This is a genomic window from Mesorhizobium sp. PUT5 (assembly GCF_052216645.1).
Classification (GTDB): domain Bacteria; phylum Pseudomonadota; class Alphaproteobacteria; order Rhizobiales; family Rhizobiaceae; genus Mesorhizobium.
The window spans coordinates 2,875,212-2,901,391 of sequence record NZ_JBQOSO010000003.1; the positions used below are offsets into that span (position 1 = coordinate 2,875,212).

Genomic DNA, 26,180 nt, shown 5'->3' on the forward strand with positions numbered 1-26,180 from the left:
AATCTTTATATCTTCACGGAGAGTTTCATGACCCGCACCATCGTCGCCTCGGCGACCCGCGAAATCGTCATCGGCTTCGACCAGCCCTTCTGCGTCATCGGCGAGCGCATCAACCCCACGGGCCGCAAGAAGCTGGCCGCCGAGATGGTGGAAGGCAATTTCGAGACGGTGAAGAAGGACGCGCTGGAGCAGGCTGCCGCGGGCGCCACCATGCTGGACGTCAATGCCGGCGTCACCGCCGTGGACCCCAACGCGACCGAGCCGGGACTGCTGGTGCAGACGCTGGAGATCGTGCAGGGCCTGGTCAACCTGCCGCTGTCCATCGATTCGTCCGTGACGGCGGCCATCGAAGCGGGCTTGAAGGTCGCCAAGGGCCGGCCGCTGGTCAACTCCGTGACCGGCGAGGAGGAGAAGCTGGAGGCCATCCTGCCGCTGGTGAAGAAGTACAATGTGCCGGTCGTCGCCATCTCCAACGACGAGACCGGCATCTCGATGGACCCGGACGTCCGTTTCGCCGTGGCCAAGAAGATCGTCGAGCGCGCCGCCGACTACGGCATCCCCGCCCATGACGTGGTGGTGGACCCGCTGGTGATGCCGATCGGCGCGCTGGGCGACGCCGGGCGCCAGGTCTTCGCCCTGCTGCGCCGCCTGCGCGAGGAACTGAAGGTCAACACCACTTGCGGCCTGTCCAACATCTCCTTCGGCCTGCCGCACCGCCACGGCATCAATGCCGCTTTCATCCCCATGGTCATCGGCGCCGGCATGACCTCGGCGATCATGAACCCCTGCCGCCCGCAGGAGATGGAGGCCGTGCGCGGCGCCAACGTGCTGGCCGGCACCGACAGGGACTGCATGACCTGGATCAAGACCTACAAGGACTACAAGCCCGGCGCGGCGACAGCCCCCGCCCCCGTCGAAGTAACAGCGCCGGCCGAGGGTGGCGCCGCTGCCAATGGCGGTCGCCGTCGCGGCGGCCGCGAGGCGCGCAGGGCCGCGCAAGGATAGAGTAAATTGAACGCTCCCATCGATCCCAAGGACCCCCTGGTCCTGTTCATGCCGTCGGGCAAGCGCGGGCACTTCCCCGTCGGCACCAACGTGCTCGACGCCGCCCGCCAGCTCGGCGTCTATGTGGAAAGCGTGTGCGGCGGACGCGCCACCTGCGGCCGCTGCCAGATCGAGGTGCAGGAAGGCAATTTCGCCAAGCACCAGATCGTCTCCTCGCTGGAGCACATCTCGCCCAAGGGGCCGAAGGAGCAGCGCTACGAGCGGGTCCGCGGCCTGCCGGAGGGCCGGCGTCTCTCCTGCTCCTGCACGGTTGAGGGCGACCTCGTCGTCGACGTGCCGCAGGACACGGTCATCAACGCCCAGGTGGTGCGCAAGGCGGCCGTCGACCGCCATATCGAGCGGCTGCCGGCCGTCCAGCTCTGCTATGTGGAGGTAGACGAGCCCGACATGCACAAGCCGCTGGGCGACCTCGACCGCCTCAAGCACGTGCTCGAGAAGGACTGGGGCTGGAAGGACCCGTTGATCGCGCCGCACCTCATTCCGCAGGTGCAGGGCATATTGCGCAAGGAGAACTGGGGCGTCACCGTCGCCGTCCACCGCGACTGGGATGCCTCGCGGCCCTTCATCACCGCCATGTGGCCGGGGCTGAAGAACGAGGCCTACGGCATCGCCTGCGACATCGGCTCCACCACCATCGCCATGCATCTGGTGTCGCTGCTGTCGGGCCGCATCGTCGCCTCCTCCGGCGCGCCGAACCCGCAGATCCGCTTCGGCGAAGACCTGATGAGCCGCGTCTCCTACGTGATGATGAACCCGGACGGGCGCGAGGCCATGACCAAGGCGGTGCGCGAGGCCGTCAACGCGCTGATCGGCAAGGTGTGCGAGGAAGGCGGCGTCGACCGCCACGACATCCTCGATTCCGTCTTCGTCGCCAACCCCATCATGCACCACCTGTTCCTCGGCATCGACCCCACGGAGCTGGGCCAGGCCCCCTTCGCGCTGGCGGTCTCAGGCGCGCTGCAATATTGGGCGCACGACCTCGACATCGACATCAACCGCGGCGGCCGCCTCTATACGCTGCCCTGCATCGCCGGCCATGTCGGCGCCGACGCCGCAGGCGCCGCCCTTTCCGAAGGCCCCTACCGGCAGGACAAGATGATGCTGCTGGTCGATGTCGGCACCAATGCCGAGATCATCCTGGGCAACAGGAACCGCGTCGTCGCCGCCTCCTCGCCCACGGGGCCGGCCTTCGAAGGCGCGGAAATCTCCTCCGGCCAGCGCGCCGCCCCCGGCGCCATCGAGCGCGTGCGCATCGACCCCGACACGCTGGAGCCGAAATTCCGCGTCATCGGCGTCGACAAGTGGTCGGACGAGGAAGGCTTCGAGGAGGCCGCCGGCGCGGTCGGCGTCACCGGCATCTGCGGCTCGGCCATCATCGAGGTGGTCGCGGAAATGTACCTCTCCGGCATCATCTCCGAGGACGGCGTGGTCGACGGCGCGCTGGCCGCCCGCTCGCCGCGCATCTTCCAGAACGGCCGCACCTTCTCCTACCTGCTGCGCGACGGCGAGCCCCGCATCACCGTCACCCAGAACGACGTGCGCGCCATCCAGCTCGCCAAGGCCGCGCTCTATGCCGGCGTCAAGCTGCTGATGGAAAAGCAGGGGGTCGACCATGTCGACCTCATCCGCTTCGCCGGCGCCTTCGGCTCCTTCATCGATCCGAAATACGCCATGGTGCTCGGCCTCATCCCCGATTGCGACCTCGCCGACGTCAAGGCTGTCGGCAACGCGTCGGGCACCGGCGCGCTGATGGCGCTGCTGAACCGTGATCATCGGCGCGAGATCGAGGCCGAAGTCCACCGCATCGAGAAGATCGAGACCGCGCTGGAGCCGCATTTCCAGCAGCTCTTCATCGACGCCATGGCGCTGCCCAACAAGGTCAACCCGTTCCCGAAGCTGGCCGAGGCCGTGAAGCTGCCGCCGAAGAAAGCGCTTGCCGATCAGGAAGCGGGCGCGGACGCCGCCGCGCCGCGCCGCCGCTCGCGTGAGGAGCGCGCCGCCCGGCGCAGGAACTGACTCCCGTAGAGATCGTCGATCCGCGTCCGTCAGGACGCGGGGCGATCCGGGCCCGGCCGCCCCCCCCCGGCATTGACATTTCGCCCCCCGGCACGAAATCCTTGCCGGGGGTGCGTCCACGTCGGCCGTCCGTGCTGCCATGCAGAGCCTGAAAAGCCGTCTCGTTGCCTTCGTGCTGCGACACAGCCGCAAGAAGGCCTTCACCAGCCCTGAAAACCTGCGGCGCTGGATCGCGCAGGCGCGCAAGCGCCAAAGCCACCCTCCGCCCGCCGGGATGGCGGACGACCTTTCCATCGGCATGCACAGGGCGGACGGCTTCCCCGTCTACGAAATCCCACCGCGCAGCAGCACCGCGAAGCGGATTCTCTACCTGCACGGCGGCGCCTATGTCTTTGAAATCACGTCCTATCATTGGGAGCTGATTGCCGAGATGGCCGAGCGCCTGGGCTTCGGCGTCACCGTTCCCATCTATCCGCTCGCGCCCGAGCACGACTTCCACGACATGTTCGGCATGGTCGCCGGAGTCTACCGCGCCATGCTGGAGAAAACGCCGGCCGCCGACATCGTCTTCATGGGCGATTCCGCCGGCGGCAACATGGCCGTGGTGCTGACCATGATGATGGCGCGGCAGGGCCTGCCTGCGCCGGGCCGCCATGTGCTGATCTCGCCGGGCCTCGACATGTCGCTGGCCAACCCCGACATGCTGGCGGCGGCGCGCGACGATCCCTGGCTCGACATTCCCGGCGGGCTGGAGGCGATCCGCCTCTACGGCGCCGGCCTGCCGCGCGACGACTGGCGCATCAGCCCGCTCTATGGCGACCTTTCCGTGCTGCCGCCGACGCTGCTGCTCACCGGCTCACGCGACCTGCTTTCGCCGGACAACCTGATCTTCGCCCAAAAGGCGCGCGCAGCCGGCGTCGATGTCGAACTCGTCTACGAGAAAGGCATGTTCCACGTCTGGCCGCTGATCCGCATGCCGGAAGCACGCCGGGCACGCGACAGGATCGTGGCGTTCCTGGAAGAATGGGCGACCGGCTCGGCGCCAGGGAAAGAGCGGGAGACCGCCGGCAGAGGCAAAACCGCATGAACCACAGGCGACGGCCTTCCGGTACAGGGTCCGGTCAGAACTTGCCCGTCTCCTTGAACACCGCAAATGTCGCCCGAATGTGCTCGGCAACGGCGTTCACCGGCGCGCTGGCTTCCGGTGCCACCACCATGGCCAGATTATAGTTGCCGATCTCGGGCATGCCGTCGCGCGGGCCCAGTTCCACCAGTTCCCCGCCGAGGAAGGACCGCGGCAGCGGCGCAACGGCAAGGTCCGCCAGGATCGCCGCCCGCTGGCCGGCGGTGTGGGCACTCATATAGGCGACGCGATAGTTGCGCCCCTCGCGTCCCAGCGCCTCCAGCGCGCCCGCCCTCCAGATGCACCCCTCCTCCCACAGCGACACCGGCAAGGGTTCCCGCAAATGGGCGCAACCGCCCCTGGCCCCTGCCCAGACGATCGGCTCCGTCAGCAGAACCTCGGCCCCGACGGCGCTCGCCCTGTAGGAATTGGTCAGCAGCGTAAGATCGAGCGCGCGGTCGTCCATACGCCGGCGCAGGTTGACGCTCTGGTCGATGGTGACGTCCACCGCGATGGAAGGATGCGACTGGGCAAAGCGCTTCAGCACGTGCGGCAGCACGCGCTCGCCATAATCGTCGGGGGAGCCGAGCCGCACCACGCCGACGATGTCGGGAACGACGAACTTCGACACCGCCTCGCGGTTGATCGCCAGCAGCCGGCGCGCATAGCCCAGCAGCATTTCCCCATCGGTCGTCAGCGTCACCGAGCGCGCATCGCGCGCGAACACGGAGCGGCCGAGAATATCCTCCAGCTTCTTGATCTGCATGGAAACGGCCGAAGGCGTGCGGAACACGGCGCTGGCTGCGGTGGTGAAGCTTCCCGTCTCGGCGATCGCCACGAAAGTGCGCAGCACGTCGAGGTCGAGTAGCGGAAGCGGATGATTGAGGGGAGCGTTCATCGGACGGCGCCTTCAATTTTTCTGATGAAAACGATCATTCCATTTCGTTTGATTGAAGCTCAACCCGGGCGCATAGTCAACACCGTCGAAGCGGCCTCCTGCCATCTGGGTACACCGGCGACGGACAGGCCGGCCGCAAACGCGAAAGCACAGTCGCATTGCAGTTTCGGGACTCGAAGTCCCGAGCGACCATGAAAGGAGAATGAGATGCTCATCTTGTCGTCCATCGGTCGTATCGCGACCCAATTCGCTCGCAACCGTGCGCTCAGGCGGTCCGAGCGCGAGTTGCGCGCGCTGCCGCTGGAGGTTCAGAAGGACATCGGCTGGCCTCAACTCGGCGATGAAAAGATCTGCTTCGGCACCGGAGATCCGTGCGCGAAATGAGCCCCGGCGCCGCTTGCGGCACCTGCGGAAGGCTTGCCCGCCGGCGGCCTTCCGGAAATGCGACCGGGTGCGGCCTTTCGCCCTTGCCGCATGTCGTTTTTCAAATGTTGCGCTTCGCTTTTCCGCTCGGCTTTGCTTGAAGCCGTCCCTATATCGGGGCTAGCAACGAGCTGCCCCACTCCATCGCGCGAAGGCGACCCGTCCGAGCATTCATGGAGAGTGAAATGAAGCTTTTCGCACGCCTGTTCGCACGCCGCCCCGGCAACCTGACCACAGAGCTGGAGCGCCAGCGTCTGGCCCGCACCATGCCTGGCCAGACAGGTGCCGTCGCCGCGGCCCGCCTCGGCATCCTTGCCTGACTAGGATGCCGGCCCGGTCCCGACCGGCCGTCCTATGAGATTCCGGCTGCGCCCGGCGTTGCCTGTTTGCGACGCCGGGCGCAACCGTGTCGCAAATTTAGTTGCCGCGTTGCACCGCTGCCGATTGACACGGCTGGCTTTTCCTGATGACGCTATGCTGATCGCGACATTCTGATCGCGTCATCGGCCGCGCGAGGGACATCCGTGAACGCCCTGAAACATTCGGTCAAGCGATCGTTTGTCTTTTTCCTGATCCCCGACTTCACCATGGTCGCCTTCGCCACGGCGCTCGATCCGCTGCGCCTGGCCAACCGCATGCTTGGCTACGAGGCCTACAAGTGGCGCCTGGCCAGCCTGGACGGAAAGCCCGTGCGCGCCTCCAACGGCGTCGAATGCACGGTCGACACTTCGCTGGAGGAGGAGCGCCGCAGGATGACCGGTTCCGACCGGCCTTCCATGGTCGTGGTCTGCACGGGCGTGCATGTCGAAAAATACAACAACCGTTCGGTCTTCGCCTGGCTGCGCGAGGAATACAACCGCGGCGTCGCGATAGGCGGGCTGTGCACGGGCTCCTATGTGCTGGCCTTGGCCGGGCTGCTCTCCAACAAGCGCTGCGCCATCCATTGGGAAAACCTGCCCGGCTTCCAGGAGGCGTTCCCCAAGGCCAATGTCTTCGCCGATCTCTTCGAGGTGGACCAGAACATCTATACCTGCGCCGGCGGCACCGCCGCGCTCGACATGATGCTGAAGCTGATCGGCGACGACTTCGACGAAAGCGTCGTCAACCGCGTCTGCGAGCAGGTGCTGACCGACCGCGTGCGCAGCCCCACCGATCGCCAGCGCCTGCCGCTGCGCGCACGGCTTGGCGTGCAGAACGCCAAGGTGCTGACCATCATCGAGCTGATGGAGGCGAACCTGGCCGAGCCGCTTTCGCTGCTCGACATCGCCGACCATGTCGACCTTTCACGGCGCCAGATCGAGCGCCTGTTCCGCACCGAGATGGGCCGCTCGCCTGCCCGGTACTATCTGGAAATCCGCCTCGACCGCGCCCGCCATCTCCTGATCCAGTCGTCGATGCCGGTGGTGGATGTGGCGGTGGCCTGCGGCTTCGTCTCGGCCTCGCATTTCTCGAAATGCTACCGGGAGCTCTATGCGCGCTCGCCGCAGCAGGAGCGCGTGGACAGGAAGCAGCTCCTGGCCGCCTGAGCCGCGACCCAGATCAGCTTCTCGGGCCGATCAGCTTCGCGGCTTGAGGTTTTCCGGGTCGTAGAGCGGCTTGTAGCCAACGCCCGCGACTTCCACCGGATAGGTCTCGCCGAAATACTCCACCGTCAGCCGGCGGCCTTCCCGGGCATAATCCTTGGGCAGATAGGCGAGCGCGATGTTCTTGCCGATCGTCGGGCCGTAAGCGACCGAGGTCGTGTAGGAGCGGCGGCCGAGTTCGTCGACCAGCGTCTCGCCGGTTTCGGGGTCCATCACCGGCATGATGCCGACCGGATACCGGGCCACGCCCCGGGAATCGACACTGTCGGTCATCACCAGCGTGCAAAGCATGGCCGGCTGACGCTCGCGCGCCCTGTATTCCACGTGCTTGGCCTTGCCGCGGAAATCGGCTTCCTTGACCTTCGGACGGGCAAGGTCGGCCTCGAACAGATTGTACTCGGTGGTGAGGTCGGCGTTCTGCAGCCGCAGGCTCTTTTCCATACGCCGCGTGTTGGCATAGGTCTCCACGCCGACGGCGATCACCCCGGTGGAGCGCAGCGCGTCCCACACGGCAAGGCCGTCCTCGTAAGCCATGTGCAGTTCCCAGCCCTGCTCGCCGACATAGGAGATGCGGAAGGCGGTGACATCCTTGCCGGCGATGCGGATCGGCTTGATCGCGGCGAAGGGGAAGTTTTCCAGCGAAAGCCCTTCGGGGTCCTCCACCACCTTCTGCAAGGTGGCGCGCGCATTGGGTCCCCAGATGCCGACGGTGACGTATTTCTCGGTCACGTCGGTGACGGTGGCGTCGAGCCCCCGGTCCCGCGCCACGCGCTTCATGTAGTTGAAGTCGCGCGGGCCGGCGTCCGCGCCGTCGATGACACGGCAGCGATCGGCCATGCGGATGACGGTGAGGTCGGCGCGAACCATGCCCTCGTCGTCGAGGAAGTGGGTGTAGATGCCCTTTCCGATCATGTTGTCGCCGCCGACCTTGGCAGCGCACAGCCATTCCATCAGTTCGACATGGTCGGGCCCCTCGACGTCGTACATGGCGAAGTGCGACAGGTTGATGATGCCGCAATCCTCGCTCAGCGCCAGGTGCTCGGCATTGGAAACGCGCCAGAAATGGCGGTTGTCCCACTCGTTTTCGCGCACCGGCACGCGGTTGCCGTACTTCTCCAGCAGATGCTCGTTGGCGGCGTAGCCATGGGCGCGCTCCCAGCCGCCCAGCTCCATGAAATAGCCGCCGAGTTCCTTCTCGCGCTCGTAGAAGGGCGAGCGGCGCACGTTGCGGCCCTTGGAGAAAGGCTCGCGCGGATGCACCGCCGGATTGTAGATCTTCATCGCCGTTTCGGTGCAGCGATCCCAGATATGCTGCTCGGTGGTCTGGTGCGGATAGAAGCGCGCGTAGTCGATGCGGTTGTGGTCGATTGCCGTGCGGCCGTCCGTCATCCAGTCGGCGAGGAGCTTGCCCATGCCCGGGCCGTCCTTGACCCAGATGCCCACGGCGTACCACAGCCCCCTCGCCTTCTGGCTTTCGCCGATGGAGGGGCCGCCGTCGATGGTCACCTGCAGGAGGCCGTTGAAGGAGTGCCCTTCGTTGTAGCCAAGCTCCCCCAGGATCGGCGTCAGTTCCATTGCGCGCTCCAGCGGCGCCAGGATCTGCTCCATGTCGAGATCGCGCTGCGAGGGCGAAAGCCGCGCCTGGTCCTTCTCCAGAAGGTCGCGCGGATGCACCAGACGCGGATTGGTTTCCTCGTAATAGCCCCACTCGATCTGCCCGCCTTCGGCGGTCTTCGGGTCGCCGGTATCGCGCATATAGGCCGAGTTGCCCTGGTCGCGCAGCAGCGGCCAGCCGATCTCCTTGCCGGTGCCGGCGAACTCGTCGTAGGGGCCGAAAAAGGTCAGCGGATGGTCTACCGGCATCACCGGCAGGTCCTCGCCCGCCATCTCCGCGATCAGGCGGCCCCACAGGCCGGCGCAGACCACGACGTGGTCGGCGTGGATCGTGCCGCGGTCGGTCACCACGCCCTTGATGCGGCCGTCCTCGATGACCAGCGACTTCGCGGCCGTGTTGGCGAAGGCCTGCAGCTTGCCGGCCGCGACGCCCTGATCGACCAGCTTGCCGGCGACCGTCTGCGAGCGTGGAATGACGAGACCCGCATCCGGATCCCACATGCCGCCCTGCACCAGATGCTCTTCGATGAGCGGGAACTTTTCCTTGATCTCGGCCGGGCCGATCAGGCGCCCGCGCGTGCCGAAGGCCTTCGCCGAGGCGACCTTGCGCCTGATCTCGTCCATGCGGGCATCGTCGCCGACGCGGGCGACCTCGAGGCCGCCGACGCGGGCGTAGTGGCCCATCCTGTCGTAGAATTCGAGGGAATAGAGCGAGGTCCAGCACGACAGGAAGTCGTGGCTGGTCATGTAGCAGAAGTCCGACGCATGCGCCGTGGAGCCGATGTCGGTGGGAATTCCGGACTTGTCGATGCCGACGATGTCGTCCCATCCGCGCTCGATCAGATGGTGAGCCACGGAAGCGCCGACGATGCCGCCCAGCCCGATGATGACGACCTTCGCCTTTTCAGGAAACCCTGCCATTGTCCGTCGCTCCGAAGTGGGATTTTCGGGCACACTACAGAGCGATGCGGCGTGAATACAGCCTGTTTGCGACACGGCCCGTAGGGGCCGCGACCTGGCTCAGGGCAGCGTCACTTGATGCGGGCGATCCCGCCGCTGATCTCGACCGTTTCCGAACCGGTCAGCGCTTCCAGGTCGCCGTTCGGCATGGTCACGAAGCAGCCCTTGGGGCAGAACTCCGCCGTCTCGCCGGCCGCCAGCGACAGCTCGGACTTGCTGCCGCCTTCCGTCACGATCAGCGTGCGGGTCTGGGCATCCTTGTTGACGGCGCTCGCCGCATGGACGGCGCCGCTGCCGGCAAGGAGAACCGTGGCGGCGATGAGGGATTTCCACATTGCTGTCTCGGTGTTGCCACCGTCCCTGTTGGCTTGTCAGGCGACTTCGCCTTTTGCATGAACTTATAAGGCAACGAAGCTGAACCGCAACTGAATGCCACATTCATGCCGCAATCAGCCGGTGGGGAGGCGTTCGCGCCCTCAATTCGGGTCCGGCTTGCGCGACTTGCGCCGGCGCTTCGTCGCCCCCTGCTCCGTCACGATACGCGCCGCCTCGTGCTCGGCATGGACGAGTTCGGTCTTGTCGTCGTCGGTCGGCCACGGTTCGGCCGGAGCGGCAGGCACGACCGCCCGGATCGTGGAGGGAATCTCGATGCCGGCATGGGCGAACGCGTCCAGTATGGCGAAGCGGATGTCGTTCTGCACGCCGCTCTGGTTCAAGACGTCTGCCAGGAATATGCGGATTTCAAATTCCATCGCCGACGGGCCAAAATTGGCGAACAGCACGAAGGGCTCGGGGTTCTTCAGCACCAGCGGATGGCCGCGGGCGATCTCCAGCAGGATTTCATGCGCCCGCCTGGCGTCGCATCCGTAGGCAACGCCGACCTTGATGTCGATGCGGCCGAGCTTGTTGCGATGGGTCCAGTTGCCCACCGCGTCGTTGATGAGGCTGGAGTTCGGCAGGATCATCGATTCGCGCTGGAAGGTCTCGACCTCGGTGGCGCGAACGCTGATCTTCTTGACCGTGCCGCTGACATTGCCGGCCACGATCCAGTCGCCCACCTTGAACGGCCGCTCGGCCAGCAGGATGAGACCGGAAACGAAGTTGGACACGACATTCTGCAGGCCGAAGCCGATACCGAGGGAAAGCGCGCCGGCCACCAAAGCGAGGTTGGAAAGGTCTATGCCCGCCGCCGAGATGCCGGCCAGCCCCGCGATCGCGACGCCGGCATAGCCGACCGCCATGCGGATGGAATTGCGCACCCCGACATCGACACGGCCCCGCGCCATCACCGAACCGTCCAGCCAGCTCTGGAACCAGCGGGTCAGGAAATAGCCTACGACAAAGACGACGATGCCGCTGAGGAGCCCGGTGACGGAAATGGTCATCGAGCCGATATTCACGCCCGTGGCAAGCTTGTAGGCCCAGCTTTGGACGTCTCCGAGCTGGAAGCCCCACATCACCAGGATCATCGGGAAGATGATGACGACGATCAAGAGATTGATGGCGAGGCTCGCGGCAAGGCCGAGCTGATCGACGGTTGCTTCCTCGACGCCCGTTCTGTCTGCCAGCCACCGCCCGACCGCCGTTCCGCCGAAGCCGCCCTCCTCGCCCACCGCCCGCGCTGACAGGAACCCGATATAGGCCAAGACAAGCAAGGTGCCGGTGATGACCACCTGCAGCGAAACGAAGATCGCCAGTCCGATATAGCCCAGGAGCGCCGCACCGATGGTGAACAGACCAAGCCCGAAAGCACTGTACCGCAACCAGGCCGGCCACCGACGCCACACGCCTTCATGAGTGCGGAACGGCCGCACCAGCCCCATCAATATCAGGATGAGGCCGACAACGATGGCGGACAGGAAGCTGCGCGCGATCGTGACCGAAAGCGGCGCCCCCATCTGCTCGTTGACGACCGAAAGGAAATTATTGCTGACGACGACGATCGCCATTGCCGTGGCCAGCCCGATCAACCAGCGGGCCGGTCTTGCCTCCACCGGCACCAGACGCCAACTGGGCATGTCCGGGGAGAGCGCCGCGCGGGTCAGCCGATTGACGCAGAACACCACGACGAACATCAGCATGAACGCGCGCAGAAACACGCCGATATCGCCGCGCAGAACGCCGTAATTGTCGAAGAAAAGAAAGGTGGCGACGCAGAACGCGCCCAGTGACAGGGTGGGCAGCAGCGTCGACCAAAAGGCTACGGACAGCCGGCTGAGATATGACGGCTCCTCCACCGTCGGATCCCGCTCGACCAGTTTGCCGAACAGCCGGCGGCCGCCGATGGTGAGCATCGCCGCGACGCCGAGAGCCAGCATTGTGGCCGACACGACCGCCTGGAACTTGAACTTCATGATGAAAGCAAGCCAGGACGAAACCGTTGTGCGCAGATTCGAAAATTCGGCTTTCGTGTCGATGGCGACCCTGCTGCGGAATGCATCCGTCAGCGCATAGCGCTTCGTCAGCAGATTGCGGAAAAGCTCGCTGCGCGTGGTGACGATCTTGTCGATCAGGCCGCTGATGCGGATCGACAGGCTCTGGGCCATCGCGGTCACGGCATTGATCTCGGCCTTTTCCGCGGTCAGCTTGGCGCGCTCGTCGGAAACGATCTCCGGTTCTGCCGGCTCCCCTTCGGCGGGCGCGGCTCCGAGTTGCTCCAATCGGGCATTGATTTCGGAGACACGGGGACGAAAGACAACGGCGCTCTCCAGAGCCCGCCGAGACAAATCTTCCAATTGCAGGCGCAGGTCAGCCAGCTTGGCGTCGTCTTCTGCGTTCTGCTGAATTTTCCTTTCCAGATCGTCGGTCTTGGCCGCCAGCCCCTGCAGCACCTGACGCTGGGTAGCGACGAGATCGGAAGCCGCGGGCGCCTGTTCCTGCCCCGTCGCGACACACGGCACGAATGCAGCGGCCGCGAGCAGGATCAGAAAAAGACGAAGCCATCGAAGCGTCATGCGCAAGTCCCGGACCGGCCGAAGAAGCATGCCATTGATAGTGGGGCTCATTCCTGCGGGCAAGTCGGCGCGGAAAGCCGGCGGCGGGGTCCGGCGTCGGCTCTGCGAAAAGCCACGCCGCAATCTTGGCTTTGCCGCGGCCGTCTGCTCTATAGTCTCCACCCACCTCCTGCGAACGGATCACGGCAACGATGGCGGAATATTCGGCCTTTTCGCTCATAGCGAACGCGTTCAAGGCAAACCGGGACTGGAAGCCGGCATGGCGCAAGCCGGCCCCGAAGGCGTCCTACGACGTGGTCGTGGTGGGCGGCGGCGGCCACGGACTTTCCACCGCGTACTACCTGGCCAAGGAGCACGGCATCACCAATGTGGCGGTGCTGGAAAAAGGCTATCTCGGCTCCGGCAATGTCGGGCGCAACACCACGGCGGTGCGTTCCAACTATCTGCTGCCGGCCAACACCCGTTTCTACGAACACTCCATGAAGCTGTGGGAGAACCTGTCCCACGACCTCAACTACAACGTCATGTTCTCGCAGCGCGGCTGCCTGAACCTCGCCCACAGCCCCGCCCAGTTCGACGACTACGCCCGGCGCGGCAACGCCATGCGCCATCTCGGCGTCGACGCCGAGTTGATGACGCCGGCCCAGATCGCCCGGCTGATCCCGGCGCTGGACGTTTCGGCCAAGGCGCGCTTTCCCGTCGTCGGCGGCCTGATGCAGCGGCGCGCCGGCACCGCCCGCCACGACGCGGTCGCCTGGGGCTATGCGCGCGGCGCCGACCGGCGCGGCGTCGACATCATCGAGAACTGCGAGGTGACCGGCTTCCTCAGGGACGGTGACCGCGTCACCGGGGTGACGACCTCGCGCGGCGAGATCCGCGCCAGGAAGGTGGCCGTGGCCGTGGCCGGCAGCACCGGGCGGGTGATGCAACTGGCGGGAATTGAGAAGATGCCCATCGAAAGCCACGTCCTGCAGGCTTTCGTGTCGGAATCGCTCAAGCCGTTCCTCGACACGGTGGTGACTTTCGGCATGGGCCATTTCTACATGTCGCAATCCGACAAGGGCGGCCTTGTCTACGGCGGCGACATCGACGGCTACAACTCCTACGCCCAGCGCGGCAACCTGCCGATCGTGGAAGAGGTGATGAGCGAGATGCTCGCCCTGTTCCCCAGCCTCGCGCCGGTCAGGATGCTGCGCTCCTGGGGCGGGGTGTGCGACATGTCGATGGACGGCTCGCCCATCATCACCAGGGGCCCGCTGCCGGGCATGTATCTGAACTGCGGCTGGTGCTACGGCGGCTTCAAGGCGACGCCCGCCTCCGGCTGGTGCTTCGCCCACACCATCGCCCGCGACGAGCCGCACGAACTGAACGCCGCATTCTCGCTCGACCGCTTCCACCGCGGCATCCTCATCGACGACAAGGGCCAGGGCGCCACGCCACGGCTGCATTAGACCATGATGCCGGAAAGTGTGAAGCGGTTTTCGGACGACATCATGGTCCATCTGATTGATCTTGCCGCATGTGTGCGACGCCAGGTGTTTCCACTTGGCTGCAACATGCTCTAGGAAACGAAGATGCTGATTTCCTGCCCCTATTGCGGCCCGCGCGACGTGTCCGAATTCACCTATCAGGGCGACGGCACGCGTCGGCGTCCCGCCCCGAATTCCCAGGACCTGGAGGCGTGGAACGAATATGTCTACGACCGCGCCAATCCGGCCGGCCCCCACACCGAGTTCTGGCAGCATTCCGGCGGCTGCCGCGCCCATCTGAAAGTGGTGCGCGACACGCTGACTCACGAGATTTCCAGCGCGACCTTCGTGCGCGAGGATCTGCGCCATCAGGCCGCCACCCCCCGCCACGGGGCCAAATCGTGAGCCCGCGCCGCGCCGCGACCGGCGGCCGCATCGACCGTTTCAGGACGATCCGCTTCACCTTCGACGGCAAGCCCTGCACCGGCCACCCCGGCGACACGCTGGCCTCGGCGCTGCTGGCCAACGGGGTGACCCTGTTCGGCCGCTCGTTCAAGTATCGCCGGCCGCGCGGCGTGCTGACCGCCGGGGTGGACGAGCCCAACGCGCTGGTGACGGTGCTGCGCGGCGAGGTGCGCGAGCCGAACCTGCCCGCCACCATGGTCGAGATCCATGACGGGCTCGTCGCCGAAAGCCAGAACCGCTTTCCCTCGCTTTCCCTCGACATCGGCGCCGCCAACCAGCTTGCCGGGCCGCTGCTTTCGGCCGGCTTCTACTACAAGACCTTCATGGGCCCGGTGATCGGCCCGCTGAAGGGCACGCGCTTCTGGATGTTCTGCGAGCATTTCATTCGCCGCGCCGCCGGCCTCGGCAGCGCCGGCCGGGCGCAGGACACAGCGCGCTACGAACGCATGAACGCCTTCTGCGACGTGCTCGTGGTCGGCTCCGGGCCGGCCGGACTGACGGCGGCCAAGGCCGCGGCCGACGGCGGCGCGCGCGTCATCCTGGCCGAACTCGACCCCCGCTTCGGCGGCAGCGCCAACTGGTCGGGCGAGGCGATCGACGGCCGGCCGGCGGCGGACTGGGCCGCCGCGATGGTGGAGGAGCTGACGAACCGCGACACGGTGCGCCTGCTGCCGCGCACGACGGTGTGGGGCTATTACGACGGCAACACGCTTGCAGCGCTCGAACGCGTCGCCGACCACAAGGAAAAGCCGGGCAAGGGCGAGCCGCGCCACCGCCACTGGGTCATCCGCGCCGGGTCGGTCGTGCTGGCGACCGGCGCGCTGGAGCGGCCGCTGGTGTTTCCCGGCAACGACCGGCCGGGCGTGATGCTGGCGAACGCCGCCGAGCGCTACGCCAACGAGTTCGGCGTGCTGCCGGGCGAGAAGATCGCCATCTTCACCAACAACGACACCGCCTACCGCGCCGCCCTTTCGCTGAGCAAGGCCGGCGCGCAGGTGGCGGCGATCATCGATGTGCGTGCCGACGTGTCGCCGGTCATGCGCACTCTGGCCGGCCAGGTCGGCGCGGAACTGCTCACCGGCCACGCGGTGGCGGCGACCGAGGGCACCAAGGCGCTGAAAAGCGTCAAGGTGCGGCGCTTCGATGCCGCAAGCGGCGCCCTGTCGGGCGAGGCGCGCACCATTCCCGCCGACTGCCTGGCGATGTCCGGCGGCTGGTCGCCCGCCATCCATCTCGCCAGCCAGGCCGGCGCCAGGGCGCAGTGGGACGGCGAGTTGCAGGCCTTCCTGCCGCCGCGCCCGGGGCAGAAATGGGTCGGCGCCGGCGCCTTCAACGGCAATTTCTCGACGCTGGAGGCCATGGTGGACGGCCGTTCGGCCGGCCTCACCGCAGTGGGCGGCCCGGAAGCCCGAGCCACGCTTCCGGATGTCGAGGCCGCGCCCGGCAATCCCGACCCGGCGCCCGTCTTCGAGATCCGGGCCGAGGGAAAGAGCTTCGTCGATTTCCAGCACGACGTCACCGCAGAGGACGTGCGGCTTGCCCATCGCGAGGGGTTCCAGTCGGTCGAGCATCTGAAGCGCTACACCACGCTGGGCATGGCCACCGACCAGGGCAAGACCTCGAACATTCCGGGCCTCGCCATCATGGCCGCCGCGCTCGGCAAGGCGATCCCCGAAGTGGGCACCACGCGCTTCCGCCCGCCCTATTCGGCCGTGTCGCTCGGCGCGCTGGCGGCCGAACGCTATGGCGACCTCAAGCCAGAGCGGCTGACGCCGATGCACGACTGGCATGTCGAGCACGGCGCCACCATGTATTCGGCCGGCCTGTGGCACCGCCCGATGATCTATGGCGACCCCGGCGAGACGGTCGAGCAGGCCTATGTGCGCGAAGCGAAAGCCGTGCGCGAGGCCGCCGGCGTCGTCAACGTCTCGACGCTCGGTAAGATCGCCGTGCAGGGGCCGGATGCGGCCGAGTTCCTCGATCGCGTCTACACCAACATGTTCTCCACCCTGGCGGTCGGCAAGGCGCGCTACGGCCTGATGCTGCGCGAGGACGGCATCGCCTTCGACGACGGCACCACCTGGCGGCTCGGCGAGCACGACTTTCTGATGACCACAACCACGGCCAATGCCGGCAAGGTGATGCAGCATCTGGAATATTTCCTCGACGTGGTCTGGCCGGACCTCAAGGTCACCGTCACCTCCGTCACCGACGAATGGGCGGGCGCCGCGATCGGCGGGCCGAAGGCGCGGGAAATCCTGGCCGCCTGCGTCGAGGGCACCGCCGTGGACGATGCCGCCCTGCCCTTCATGGGGCTGGTTCACGGCGAGATCGCCGGCGTGAAGGTGATGGTCTGCCGCCTCTCCTTCTCGGGCGAGATGGCGTTCGAGGTCTATTGCGGCGCCGGTCACGGAACCCATGTCTGGGAAGCGCTGATCGACGCCGGCAAGCCTTTCGGCCTCATACCCTACGGACTTGAGGCGCTGGGCACGCTGCGCATCGAGAAGGGCCACGTCACCGGTGCCGAGATCGACGGCCGCACCACCGCGCGCGACCTGCATCTCGATTGGATGCTGTCGCGGAAAAAACCCTTCATCGGCTCCGCCATGATGGACCGCGAGGGACTGGTCGCGGCCGACCGGCTCCAGCTCGTCGGGCTGATCGCGCTCGACAATCGCGCGCTCAACGGCGGTGGCCACATCGTCGAGGAACTGGACGAGGCCAATCCTCACGCCTCGCTCGGCCACATCACCGCCTGCTGCTATTCGCCGGCGCTCGGAAAGTACATCGCCCTGGCGCTGGTGCAGGGCGGCAAAGCACGGCGCGGCACGCGCGCCTATGTGTCCGATCCGCTACGCAGGCGTTTCGGGCCTGTCGAGATCGTCAGCCACCATTTCTTCGACCCCGAAGGGAGCCGCATGCATGGTTGAGCGCCTCTCCCCGCTGGAGCCGGTCTATCGGCCAGGCTCGCACGGTCATTTCGAGGACGGCGTCGGCGTGAAGCTGTCCGAGACGCGGCCCGGCTCCATCGTCCAGCTCGCGGCATGGCCGGGCATGGAAAAGCAGGTGATCGCGGCGATCCGCGCGGTGACCGGCCTTGCCCTGCCCGACGGCGCCGGCGGCGGCGCAGCCGACGGCCGGAAATCCGCCTTCGGTTTCGCGCCGGGCAGGTTCACCGTGACGGACGAGGACGAGGGCCTCGCCGCCGCCTTCGCCGCGGCGGTGAAGGCCGAAACCGGCACCGTGACGGACCTGTCGCATGGCCGCACGGCGTTGCGCGTCGAAGGCCCGAAGGCCGAATGGGTGCTGGCCAAGTTCTTCGCCATCGATTTTTCGCTGGCCGCCTTCCCGCTCGGCGCCGGCCGAGCGACCATGCATCACGACATCTTTGCCCAGATCCAGCGCAGCGACGCCGCAAGCTTCGATCTCTACGTATTCCGCTCCTTCGCGCGCTCCTTCTGGAACGCGCTGTGCCACGCCTCGGAAGAGGTCGGCTACGAGGTGCGGTAGCCGCCCCGACCGAAGGCGACTCGAGGCCCGCATGACGAGCGACATGGCGTTCTACACCACTGCGCAGGCGAAGGCCGCCGGGCTGCCGTTCAGCCTTGCGGTCCGGGTGGGCGACGTCCTCTATCTGTCCGGAGCGCTGGGCAATGTTCCGGGCAAGCTGGAACTGGTGCCCGGCGGCATCGAAGCCGAGACCAGGCAGACGATGGAGAATATCGGCGCGGTGCTGCAGGCGCACGGCCTGACCTTCGCAGACATCTTCAAATGCACCGTCATGCTGGCAGACATGTCGAAATGGGCCGACTTCAACCGGGTCTATCTCGAATATTTCGACCCCGACCGCCTGCCCGCGCGCTCAGCCTTCGGCACCGCCGGGCTGGCGCTCGGAGCCCAGGTAGAGCTGGAATGCTGCGCCCGTTTCGGCCGGCCGCAGGGATAGCCTCAGTCCCGGAACGTCACCCATTCTTCCAGCGGTGCGCGGTCGGTGCGGAAAGTGCTTTCGGGTTTCGACGTGTCTTCGTGGCCTAGCGCCATGCCGCACACCACGATCTCCTCCTCGGCGATGCCCAGGATCGGCCGGATCTGGCGATGGTAGGGCGCGAACGCCGCCTGCGGGCAGGTGTGCAGGCCCCTGCCCCGCGCCGCGATCATGATGTTCTGCAGGAACATGCCGTAGTCGATCCACGAGCCCTTGTTGAGCCTGCGGTCGATGGTGAAGATCATGCCGACCGGCGCGTCGAAGAAGATGAAGTTGCGGTCGTGCTGGGCGCGCATCTTGTCCACCTCGCGCCGCCCGATGCCGAGCACGCCATAGAGCCCGTAGCCGTTGGCGCGGCGGCGCGCGAGATAGGGCTCGAAGAACTGGTCGGGATAGTATTTGTACTCGTCCCATTCCGCCTTCTCGGCGCGGACGCCGGAATTGAGGATCGCCTCGCCGATCCTGCGCCGGGTCTCGCCCTTGGCGACATAGACCTTCCACGGCTGCATATTGGTGCCGGACGGCGCCCGCGCCGCAACTTCCAATATTTCTCGGATGGTGTCGTCCGCGACGGGATCGGGCAGGAAGGCGCGCACCGACCGCCGTGACGTGATGGCCGCGTCAACTGTTGCCGCTTCGTCCGCGAAGGGGGCGCTGTTTTCCGGTGCCAGCATGGCGATCCCTTGTCGTGGAACCGAGCCTTTGCCCGAAGCCGGCAGGGACCGCAAGCAAATCTTGCCGCACGGCCAAAGCCTTTCATGGCTACGCAAGGCTCTCGCCTCTTGATTTTTTCATGCGAATGGCTTCAGGTGAAAATCGAAGTTATTTTTTCACGAGACGCGACCTTGACCTCCTCCGCCACTGCCCCGGAAACCGCCGGCGAGCATCTTCTCGCGGCCGACATCCGCACGCTGCGCAAGGCGCGCGGCCTGACGCTGGCCGGGATCGCGCTGAAGCTCGGCCGTTCGGTCGGCTGGGTCAGCCAGATCGAGCGCGGCCTGTCCATCCCCTCGCTCGGAGACCTGCGTGCGCTGGCCGACCTGTTCGGCGTTCCCGTCTCGATGTTCTTCACCAACGACGTGCCGGTGGAAGCCGAGCGCGGCGTGGTGGTGCGCGCGGCGCGCCGCCGCTCCCTCGGCACGAGCGAGACGGGGCTGGTGGAGGAGCTCCTGTCGCCCGACCTCGGCGGCAGCTTCGAGATGTTGCGTTCGGAATTCGCGCCCGGTGCGGAGTTGAAGGCTGCGACCACCCGGCCGACCGAGGAAGCCGGCTACGTGGTCTGCGGCACGTTCGACATCGAGATCGACGGCACCTGGCACCGGCTGGAAGAAGGCGATTCCTTCCGCTTCGCGGGCAAGCCGTTCCGCTGGCGCAATCAGGGCCGCGTGCCGGCGGTCGTGGTGTGGGTGGTTTCGCCGCCGGTGTACTGAAGGGTTCGGGAGGAGACGAATGGCTGACTTTCCAACGACGGCGCGGGTCGTCATCATCGGCGGCGGCGCGGTGGGCGCCTCGTCGCTCTACCACCTGGCCAAGGCCGGCTGGACAGATTGCGTGCTTCTGGAAAAGAACGAGCTGACGTCCGGCTCCACATGGCATGCCGCCGGCAACGTGCCGACCTTCTCCAACTCCTGGGCGCTGATGAACATGCAGCGCTATTCCACCGAACTGTACCGCGGGCTGGCCGCCGAGGTGGATTATCCCATGAATTACCACGTCACCGGCTCGATCCGGCTGGCGCATACGAAGGAGCGCATGCGCGAGTTCCAGCGCGCCAAGGGCATGGGTCGCTACCAGGGCATGGACATCGAGGTGATCGGCCCGGACGAGATCAGGTCCCGCTATCCCTTCATCGAGACGCACGACTTGCAGGGCGCACTCTACGACCCCAATGACGGCGACATCGACCCCGCCCAGCTCACCCAGGCACTTGCCAAGGGCGCGCGCGACCGGGGCGCCAAGATCATCCGCTTCTGCCCGGTCACCGGGGTGCGCCGCGAGAACGGCGAATGGGTCGTCTCCACCGCCCAGGGCGACATACGCTGCGAGATCGTGATCAACGCCGCCGGCTACCGCGCCGCCGAAGTCGGAAAAATGTTCGGCCGCCACGTGCCGATGATGGTGATGAGCCACCAGTACATCTTGTTCGACGAGATTCCGGAGCTTGCCGCATGGTCGAATGAACAGGGACGAAAACTGCCGCTGCTGCGCGACGTCAACACCTCCTACTATCTGCGGCAGGAAAAGAACGGCATGAACCTCGGCCCCTACGAGCGCAACTGCCGCGCCCATTGGGCCACGCCCGACGATCCGATGCCGGCCGACTTTTCCTTCCAGCTCTATCCCGACGACCTGGAACGGCTGGAGTGGTATCTCAACGACGCCGTGGCGCGCGTGCCGATCCTCGGCACGGCGGGGCTTTCCAAGGTCATCAACGGGCCCATCCCTTACGCGCCGGACGGCAATCCGCTGATCGGCCCGATGCCCGGCGTGCCGAACGCCTTCGAGGCCTGCGTCTTCACCTTCGGCATCGCCCAGGCGGGCGGGGCCGGCAAGGTGCTGGCCGAATGGGTGACGCAGGGCGCCACCGAATGGGACATGTGGACCTGCGATCCGCGCCGCTTCACCGCTTTCGCCGCCGCGCCCGACTATGCCGTGGCCAAGGGCAAGGAGATCTACGGCAACGAATACGCCATCTGGTTCCCGCGCCATGCCTGGCCGGCCGCGCGCGACCGCAAGCTGTCGCCGCTGCATGAGCGGCTGAAGGCGCTCGGCGCGCAGTTCAACGCCTATAATGGCTGGGAGCGCGCGACATGGTATGCGCAGGCCGGCGACGACCTGTCGGAAGCCTCCACCCAGACCTTCTCGCGGGCCGGGCCGTGGGAGCCGCGCATCCGCGACGAGTGCCTTGCCGTGCGCGATGCCGCCGGCATCCTCGACCTGCCGGGCTTCTCGCGCTTCGAGCTGGAAGGGCCGGGCGCAGCCGAATGGCTGGCTGCGCAGATCACCGGCGTGGTGCCCAGGCCGGGCCGCATCGGCCTCGCCTATTTCGCCGACGACGCCGGCCGCATCGTCACCGAGATGTCGGTGATGCGCCGCGGCGAGGAGGAGATCACGCTGATCACCGCCGCCGTCGCGCAATGGCACGACTTCGAGTGGCTGAAGAGCCACATGCCGCAGGACGCGGCCTTCGCCTTGACCGACAGGACGGAGGATTTCTCCACCCAGATCCTGTCCGGCCCCAATTCGCGCAGGATCCTGGCCGAACTCTGCGACGCCGACCTTTCCCTGCCGTGGCTGACACACCAGGAGACGAAAATCGCCGGCCGCCCGGCCCGCCTGGTGCGCGTCTCCTTCGCCGGCGAACTGGGCTGGGAAATTCACACGCTGCTGGCGGACACAGCGGCAGTCTTCGACGCCGTCTGGGCCGCGGGACAAAAACACGGCCTGAAGCCGTTCGGCATGTTCGCGCTGGATTCGCTACGGCTCGAAAAGGGCTACCGTGCCTGGAAGCAGGACCTTTCCACCGACTACACCGTGCTGCAGGGCGGGCTGGAACGCTTCGTGAAATGGGAGAAGCCCGATTTCCGCGGCAAGGCGGCGATGGCCGGCGAGAAGCAGCAGGGCGTCTCGAAGCGCTTCGTGACGCTGGTCGTCGAAAACCCCGGCGAATGCGACGCGCCCTACATGTCGACGCTGTGGCACGACGGCGGCATCGTCGGCGAGACCCTGTCAGGAGGCTGGGGCTACCGGGTGGACAAGTCTGTCGCGCTCGGCATGATCCGGGCCGACCTCGCCGAGCCGGGAACCCGCGTCGAGGTCGAGATTTTCGGCGACCGCTTTGCGGCGGTCGTGCAGAAGGACGAGCCCCTGTGGGACCCGAAGAACGAGAGATTGAGACTCTAAAATGCCGAAACCTTCTGCGCGCATCTGCGGCATCACGCCTTCCGGCAAGGACGGCTGGGAAGTGCATTTCGAGGCCATGACCCGCAAGGAGGCCGGGCAGGACATCATCATGCTGTCCGTCGGCGACCATGACTTCGACACGCCGAACGAGACGATCGAGGCCTGCGTGGCGGCGGTGCGCGACGGCTATCATCACTACACGCAGCTTTCCGGCATCCCGCGCCTGCGCGCGGCCATGGCGGCCATCTCGGCGCAGGCGACCGGCGTGCCCACCACGCCGGAAGAGGTCATCGCCACGCCCGGCGGGCAGCTTGCGCTCTACGCGGCCGTGCAGGGCGTGCTCGATCCCGGCGAGCATGCCATCGTCGTGGCGCCCTACTATGCCACCTATCCGGGTACGTTCCGGGCAGCCGGCGCCGGCTTCACGGTGGTGGAGGCGCGCGCCGCCGACGGCTTCCAGCCGGACGCCGCGGCGATCGAGAAGGCCCTGCAGCCCAACACGCGCGCCATTCTCATCAACACGCCCAACAACCCCACCGGCGCCGTCTACACGCGGGCAACGCTCGAAGGCATCGCCGATGTCTGCCGCCGGCACGACCTGTGGCTGCTCTCCGACGAGGTCTACTGGACGCTTGGGGGAGAAGCCGAGCACATTTCGCCGCGCGCCCTGCCCGGCATGGCCGAGCGCACGCTTGTCATCAACTCCATGTCCAAGAGCCACGGCATGACCGGCTGGCGCATCGGCTGGCTCACCGGCCCCGAGGAGATGGTGGCGCTTCTGGGCAGCCTGAACCTCGTCACCACCTACGGCCTCACCGACTTCGTCTCGCGCGCGTCGGCGGAGGCGCTGGAAAGCGGCTACGGGGTAGCCGAGATCGCCGAGCGCTACGCGGCGCGCCGCAGCGTCTTCCTCGACGCCGTGCGCGGCATGAACGACGTCGTGGTGCGCGGCTCCGAAGGCGGCATGTACGCCATGCTCGACATCTCGGCCATCGAGCCAGACGACGAGAAATTCGCCTTCGCCCTGCTCGACGCAGAGAGCGTCGCCGTCATGCCCGGCAGCAGCTTCGGCGAGGCGGCAAGCGGCCACATCCGCATCAGCCTGTGCCAGCCGGAGCCCTTGCTTCGGGAGGCGGCCGCGCGCCTGCGCCGCTTCGCCTCCGCCTATCGCAATTCCCGGAAGGAAAGCAGACACGCATGAGCGCCGAGCTGCAAAAAGCCGTTCCCGCCAGGGCCCGCGCCGTCATCATCGGCGGCGGCGTCTCCGGCTGCTCCGTCGCCTATCACCTGGCCAGGCTGGGCTGGACCGACATCGTGCTTCTGGAGCGCAAGCAACTCACCTGCGGCACCACCTGGCACGCCGCCGGGCTGATCGGGCAGTTGCGCGGCTCGCAGAACATGACGCGGCTGGCCAAATATTCGGCAGACCTCTACGTCAAGCTGGAGGAAGAGACCGGGGTGGCCACCGGCATGCGCCAAGTCGGCTCCATCACCGTGGCGCTCACCGAGGAGCGCAAGCATGAGATCTACCGGCAGGCCACCGTGGCGCGCGCCTTCGACGTCGACGTGCGCGAGATTTCTCCGCAGGAAGTGAAGGAGATGTACCCGCATCTCAACGTCTCCGACGTGGTCGGCGCCGTCCACCTGCCGCTCGACGGACAGTGCGACCCCGCCAACATCGCCATGGCGCTGGCCAAAGGCGCGCGCCAGCGCGGCGCCAGGATCATCGAGGGCGTGAAGGTCACCGCCGTGCATGCCAGGAACGGCCATGTCACCGGCGTGTCCTGGGCGCAAGGCGAGGAACAGGGCACGATCGAGGCCGACATCGTCATCAACTGCGCCGGCATGTGGGCGCGCGACCTCGGCGCCATGTCGGGCGTCAACGTTCCGCTGCATGCCTGCGAGCACTTCTACCTCATCACCGAACCGATCGCCGGCCTCACCCGCCTGCCGGTGCTGCGCGTGCCCGACGAATGCGCCTACTACAAGGAGGACGCCGGCAAGATGATGCTCGGCGCCTTCGAGCCCAAGGCAAAACCCTGGGGCATGGACGGCATCCGCGAGGATTTCTGCTTCGACCAGTTGCCTGAGGATTTCGAGCATTTCGAGCCGATCCTCGAAATGGGCGTGAACCGCATGCCCATGCTGGGCACCGCCGGCATCCACACCTTCTTCAACGGTCCAGAAAGCTTCACCCCCGACGACCGCTACTATCTTGGCGAGGCGCCGGAGCTTTCCGGCTACTGGGTGGCGGCCGGCTACAATTCCATCGGCATCGTGTCCTCCGGCGGCGCCGGCATGGCGCTGGCGCAATGGATCAACGACGGCGAGGCCCCCTTCGACCTGTGGGAAGTCGACATCCGCCGCGTGCAGCCCTTCCAGAAGAACCGCGCCTATCTGAAGGAGCGGGTTTCGGAAACGCTTGGCCTGCTCTATGCCGACCACTTCCCCTATCGGCAGGTGACGACCTCGCGCGGCGTGCGCCGCTCGCCGATCCATGAGCACCTCAAGGCGCGCGGCGCCGTCTTCGGCGAGGTCGCCGGCTGGGAGCGCGCCAACTGGTTCGCAAAAGAGGGCCAGGAACGCGAATACCGCTATTCGTGGTGGCGGCAGAACTGGTTCGACAACCAGCGCGAGGAGCATCTGGCCGTGCGCAACAATGTCGGCCTGTTCGACATGACCTCCTTCGGCAAGATCCGCATCGAGGGGCGCGACGCGCTTTCCTTCCTGCAGCGCCTGTGCGCCAACGATCTCGACGTGGCGCCCGGCAAGATCGTCTACACGCAGATGCTGAACGAGCGCGGCGGCATCGAAAGCGACCTCACCGTCTCGCGCCTGTCGGAAACGGCCTTCTTCGCCGTGGTGCCGGGCGCGACCCTGCAGCGCGATCTCGCATGGTTGAGAAAACATCTGCGCGACGAGTTCGTCGTCGTCACCGATGTGACGGCGGCCGAAGCGGTGCTGTGCCTGATGGGCCCGCGCTCACGCCAGTTGATTCAAAAGGTGAGCCCGAACGATTTCTCGAATGAAACCAATCCGTTCGGAACGTTTCAGGAGATAGAGATCGGCATGGGCCTGGCCCGCGCCCATCGCGTCACCTATGTCGGCGAGCTTGGCTGGGAGCTTTACGTCCCGACCGATCAGGCAGCGCATGTCTTCGAGGCGCTGGAGGAAGCCGGCCGCGAGTTCGACCTGAAGCTGTGCGGCCTGCACACGCTGGATTCCTGCCGCATCGAAAAGGCCTTCCGCCATTTCGGCCACGACATCACCGACGAGGACCATGTGCTGGAGGCGGGCCTCGGCTTTGCCGTGAAGACCGGCAAGGGCGATTTCATCGGCCGGGACGCGGTGCTCGCCAGGAAGGAGGCCGGTCTCGACCGCAGGCTCCTCCAGTTTCGCCTTGCCGACCCAGAGCCGCTGCTGTTCCACAACGAGGCGCTGGTGCGCGACGGCAGGATCGTCGGCATCATCACCTCCGGCAATTACGGCCACCATCTCGGCGGCGCCATCGGCATGGGCTATGTGCCGGCCAGGGGCGAGAGCGAGGCCGACATTCTCGGCTCGACATACGAGATCGAGATCGCCGGCGAACGCTTCGCCGCCGAGGCTTCGCTGAAGCCGATGTACGATCCCAGGGCGGAAAGGGTAAGGGCGTAGCGCGTTTTCCCCCTCACCCCGCCTCCGCTTCGCTCGGCGAACCTCTCCCCAGAGGGGAGAGGAGT

Annotated in this window: 20 protein-coding genes; 15 read left to right on the forward strand and 5 right to left on the reverse strand. The window is 66.5% G+C overall.

Translation table 11 applies throughout. The features are described 5' to 3' along the window. The first annotated feature begins 27 nt into the window (after positions 1-27). The 3 genes from ACTDI4_RS15525 to ACTDI4_RS15535 all read left to right on the forward strand — a co-directional run bounded on the left by ACTDI4_RS15525 (position 28) and on the right by ACTDI4_RS15535 (position 4,168). On the forward strand, positions 28-1,005 hold the full coding sequence (locus ACTDI4_RS15525; RefSeq protein ID WP_442841994.1) for a methyltetrahydrofolate cobalamin methyltransferase: 978 nt from the start codon (positions 28-30) through the stop codon (positions 1,003-1,005). A 48-nt stretch (positions 1,006-1,053) separates the two neighbouring features. Beyond that, positions 1,054-3,081, forward strand: a complete 2,028-nt coding sequence (locus tag ACTDI4_RS15530; RefSeq protein ID WP_442843372.1) for an ASKHA domain-containing protein — start codon at positions 1,054-1,056, stop codon at positions 3,079-3,081. A gap of 139 nt (positions 3,082-3,220) precedes the next feature. Further along, positions 3,221-4,168 (forward strand): alpha/beta hydrolase, encoded by a 948-nt coding sequence (locus tag ACTDI4_RS15535; protein WP_442841995.1) that lies wholly within the window; start codon positions 3,221-3,223, stop codon positions 4,166-4,168. Positions 4,169-4,202: 34 nt separating this feature from the next. Here the strand turns inward: ACTDI4_RS15535 and ACTDI4_RS15540 are convergent, their stop codons facing one another. Then, positions 4,203-5,102 carry a LysR substrate-binding domain-containing protein gene (locus tag ACTDI4_RS15540; RefSeq protein ID WP_442841996.1) on the reverse strand — a complete coding sequence of 300 codons (900 nt, stop codon included), beginning with the start codon at positions 5,100-5,102 and terminating at the stop codon, positions 4,203-4,205. A gap of 207 nt (positions 5,103-5,309) precedes the next feature. Between ACTDI4_RS15540 and ACTDI4_RS15545 the strand changes: the two genes are divergently transcribed. The 3 genes from ACTDI4_RS15545 to ACTDI4_RS15555 all read left to right on the forward strand — a co-directional run bounded on the left by ACTDI4_RS15545 (position 5,310) and on the right by ACTDI4_RS15555 (position 7,051). Next, positions 5,310-5,486: a hypothetical protein gene (locus ACTDI4_RS15545; RefSeq protein ID WP_442841997.1), complete on the forward strand. Its 177-nt coding sequence runs from the start codon at positions 5,310-5,312 to the stop codon at positions 5,484-5,486. A gap of 224 nt (positions 5,487-5,710) precedes the next feature. Then, positions 5,711-5,845 (forward strand): hypothetical protein, encoded by a 135-nt coding sequence (locus ACTDI4_RS15550; protein WP_442841998.1) that lies wholly within the window; start codon positions 5,711-5,713, stop codon positions 5,843-5,845. 267 nt (positions 5,846-6,112) lie between these two features. After that, on the forward strand, positions 6,113-7,051 hold the full coding sequence (locus ACTDI4_RS15555) for a GlxA family transcriptional regulator (protein WP_442843373.1): 939 nt from the start codon (positions 6,113-6,115) through the stop codon (positions 7,049-7,051). Positions 7,052-7,081: 30 nt separating this feature from the next. On the opposite strand, the gene ACTDI4_RS15560 is transcribed toward ACTDI4_RS15555, so the two are convergent. From ACTDI4_RS15560 to ACTDI4_RS15570, 3 genes are all read right to left on the reverse strand, one after another. Further along, on the reverse strand, positions 7,082-9,643 hold the full coding sequence (locus ACTDI4_RS15560; protein WP_442841999.1) for a GcvT family protein: 2,562 nt from the start codon (positions 9,641-9,643) through the stop codon (positions 7,082-7,084). A gap of 110 nt (positions 9,644-9,753) precedes the next feature. Further along, positions 9,754-10,017 carry a hypothetical protein gene (locus ACTDI4_RS15565; RefSeq protein WP_442842000.1) on the reverse strand — a complete coding sequence of 88 codons (264 nt, stop codon included), beginning with the start codon at positions 10,015-10,017 and terminating at the stop codon, positions 9,754-9,756. A gap of 141 nt (positions 10,018-10,158) precedes the next feature. After that, entirely contained in the window at positions 10,159-12,636 is a 2,478-nt protein-coding gene (locus ACTDI4_RS15570) for a mechanosensitive ion channel domain-containing protein (protein ID WP_442842001.1), read from the reverse strand. 191 nt (positions 12,637-12,827) lie between these two features. On the opposite strand from ACTDI4_RS15570, the gene ACTDI4_RS15575 reads away from it, so the two are divergent. From ACTDI4_RS15575 to ACTDI4_RS15595, 5 genes are all read left to right on the forward strand, one after another. Next, positions 12,828-14,087 (forward strand): sarcosine oxidase subunit beta, encoded by a 1,260-nt coding sequence (locus ACTDI4_RS15575; protein ID WP_442842002.1) that lies wholly within the window; start codon positions 12,828-12,830, stop codon positions 14,085-14,087. 123 nt (positions 14,088-14,210) lie between these two features. Further along, a complete protein-coding gene (locus ACTDI4_RS15580) occupies positions 14,211-14,510 on the forward strand; it encodes a sarcosine oxidase subunit delta (protein WP_442842003.1) in 300 nt (99 codons plus the stop codon). Continuing rightward, positions 14,507-17,500: a sarcosine oxidase subunit alpha family protein gene (locus ACTDI4_RS15585; RefSeq protein WP_442842004.1), complete on the forward strand. Its 2,994-nt coding sequence runs from the start codon at positions 14,507-14,509 to the stop codon at positions 17,498-17,500. The genes ACTDI4_RS15580 and ACTDI4_RS15585 overlap by 4 nt, the downstream gene beginning before the upstream one ends. Further along, on the forward strand, positions 17,493-18,080 hold the full coding sequence (gene soxG / locus ACTDI4_RS15590; protein ID WP_442842005.1) for a sarcosine oxidase subunit gamma family protein: 588 nt from the start codon (positions 17,493-17,495) through the stop codon (positions 18,078-18,080). Before ACTDI4_RS15585 ends, soxG begins: the two co-directional genes overlap by 8 nt. A gap of 31 nt (positions 18,081-18,111) precedes the next feature. After that, positions 18,112-18,516 carry a Rid family hydrolase gene (locus ACTDI4_RS15595; protein WP_442842006.1) on the forward strand — a complete coding sequence of 135 codons (405 nt, stop codon included), beginning with the start codon at positions 18,112-18,114 and terminating at the stop codon, positions 18,514-18,516. Positions 18,517-18,518: 2 nt separating this feature from the next. On the opposite strand, the gene ACTDI4_RS15600 is transcribed toward ACTDI4_RS15595, so the two are convergent. Continuing rightward, positions 18,519-19,229, reverse strand: a complete 711-nt coding sequence (locus ACTDI4_RS15600) for a nitroreductase (RefSeq protein WP_442842007.1) — start codon at positions 19,227-19,229, stop codon at positions 18,519-18,521. Positions 19,230-19,400: 171 nt separating this feature from the next. On the opposite strand from ACTDI4_RS15600, the gene ACTDI4_RS15605 reads away from it, so the two are divergent. The 4 genes from ACTDI4_RS15605 to ACTDI4_RS15620 are packed head-to-tail and all read left to right on the forward strand — an operon-like array spanning position 19,401 to position 26,115. After that, positions 19,401-19,985 carry a helix-turn-helix domain-containing protein gene (locus ACTDI4_RS15605; protein ID WP_442842008.1) on the forward strand — a complete coding sequence of 195 codons (585 nt, stop codon included), beginning with the start codon at positions 19,401-19,403 and terminating at the stop codon, positions 19,983-19,985. 19 nt (positions 19,986-20,004) lie between these two features. After that, on the forward strand, positions 20,005-22,458 hold the full coding sequence (locus tag ACTDI4_RS15610; RefSeq protein ID WP_442842009.1) for a GcvT family protein: 2,454 nt from the start codon (positions 20,005-20,007) through the stop codon (positions 22,456-22,458). A gap of 1 nt (position 22,459) precedes the next feature. After that, complete coding sequence (locus ACTDI4_RS15615; RefSeq protein WP_442842010.1) at positions 22,460-23,659, forward strand: pyridoxal phosphate-dependent aminotransferase; 1,200 nt, start codon at positions 22,460-22,462, stop codon at positions 23,657-23,659. Beyond that, complete coding sequence (locus tag ACTDI4_RS15620) at positions 23,656-26,115, forward strand: GcvT family protein (RefSeq protein WP_442842011.1); 2,460 nt, start codon at positions 23,656-23,658, stop codon at positions 26,113-26,115. The genes ACTDI4_RS15615 and ACTDI4_RS15620 overlap by 4 nt, the downstream gene beginning before the upstream one ends. Positions 26,116-26,180 lie beyond the last annotated feature (65 nt).

Excerpts from the sequence above, each read along its gene's own strand:
- ACTDI4_RS15545 (WP_442841997.1), top strand. The coding sequence starts at position 5,310 with ATGCTCATCTTGTCGTCCATCGGTCGTATCGCGACCCAATTCGCTCGC.
- ACTDI4_RS15555 (WP_442843373.1), top strand. The coding sequence starts at position 6,113 with ATGGTCGCCTTCGCCACGGCGCTCGATCCGCTGCGCCTGGCCAACCGC.
- ACTDI4_RS15550 (WP_442841998.1), top strand. The coding sequence starts at position 5,711 with ATGAAGCTTTTCGCACGCCTGTTCGCACGCCGCCCCGGCAACCTGACC.
- ACTDI4_RS15570 (WP_442842001.1), bottom strand. The coding sequence starts at position 12,636 with ATGACGCTTCGATGGCTTCGTCTTTTTCTGATCCTGCTCGCGGCCGCT.
- ACTDI4_RS15575 (WP_442842002.1), top strand. The coding sequence starts at position 12,828 with ATGGCGGAATATTCGGCCTTTTCGCTCATAGCGAACGCGTTCAAGGCA.
- ACTDI4_RS15565 (WP_442842000.1), bottom strand. The coding sequence starts at position 10,017 with ATGTGGAAATCCCTCATCGCCGCCACGGTTCTCCTTGCCGGCAGCGGC.
- ACTDI4_RS15620 (WP_442842011.1), top strand. The coding sequence starts at position 23,656 with ATGAGCGCCGAGCTGCAAAAAGCCGTTCCCGCCAGGGCCCGCGCCGTC.
- ACTDI4_RS15540 (WP_442841996.1), bottom strand. The coding sequence starts at position 5,102 with ATGAACGCTCCCCTCAATCATCCGCTTCCGCTACTCGACCTCGACGTG.
- ACTDI4_RS15535 (WP_442841995.1), top strand. The coding sequence starts at position 3,221 with ATGCAGAGCCTGAAAAGCCGTCTCGTTGCCTTCGTGCTGCGACACAGC.
- ACTDI4_RS15580 (WP_442842003.1), top strand. The coding sequence starts at position 14,211 with ATGCTGATTTCCTGCCCCTATTGCGGCCCGCGCGACGTGTCCGAATTC.
- ACTDI4_RS15560 (WP_442841999.1), bottom strand. The coding sequence starts at position 9,643 with ATGGCAGGGTTTCCTGAAAAGGCGAAGGTCGTCATCATCGGGCTGGGC.
- ACTDI4_RS15600 (WP_442842007.1), bottom strand. The coding sequence starts at position 19,229 with ATGCTGGCACCGGAAAACAGCGCCCCCTTCGCGGACGAAGCGGCAACA.
- ACTDI4_RS15615 (WP_442842010.1), top strand. The coding sequence starts at position 22,460 with ATGCCGAAACCTTCTGCGCGCATCTGCGGCATCACGCCTTCCGGCAAG.
- ACTDI4_RS15525 (WP_442841994.1), top strand. The coding sequence starts at position 28 with ATGACCCGCACCATCGTCGCCTCGGCGACCCGCGAAATCGTCATCGGC.
- soxG (WP_442842005.1), top strand. The coding sequence starts at position 17,493 with ATGGTTGAGCGCCTCTCCCCGCTGGAGCCGGTCTATCGGCCAGGCTCG.
- ACTDI4_RS15530 (WP_442843372.1), top strand. The coding sequence starts at position 1,054 with ATGCCGTCGGGCAAGCGCGGGCACTTCCCCGTCGGCACCAACGTGCTC.
- ACTDI4_RS15595 (WP_442842006.1), top strand. The coding sequence starts at position 18,112 with ATGACGAGCGACATGGCGTTCTACACCACTGCGCAGGCGAAGGCCGCC.
- ACTDI4_RS15610 (WP_442842009.1), top strand. The coding sequence starts at position 20,005 with ATGGCTGACTTTCCAACGACGGCGCGGGTCGTCATCATCGGCGGCGGC.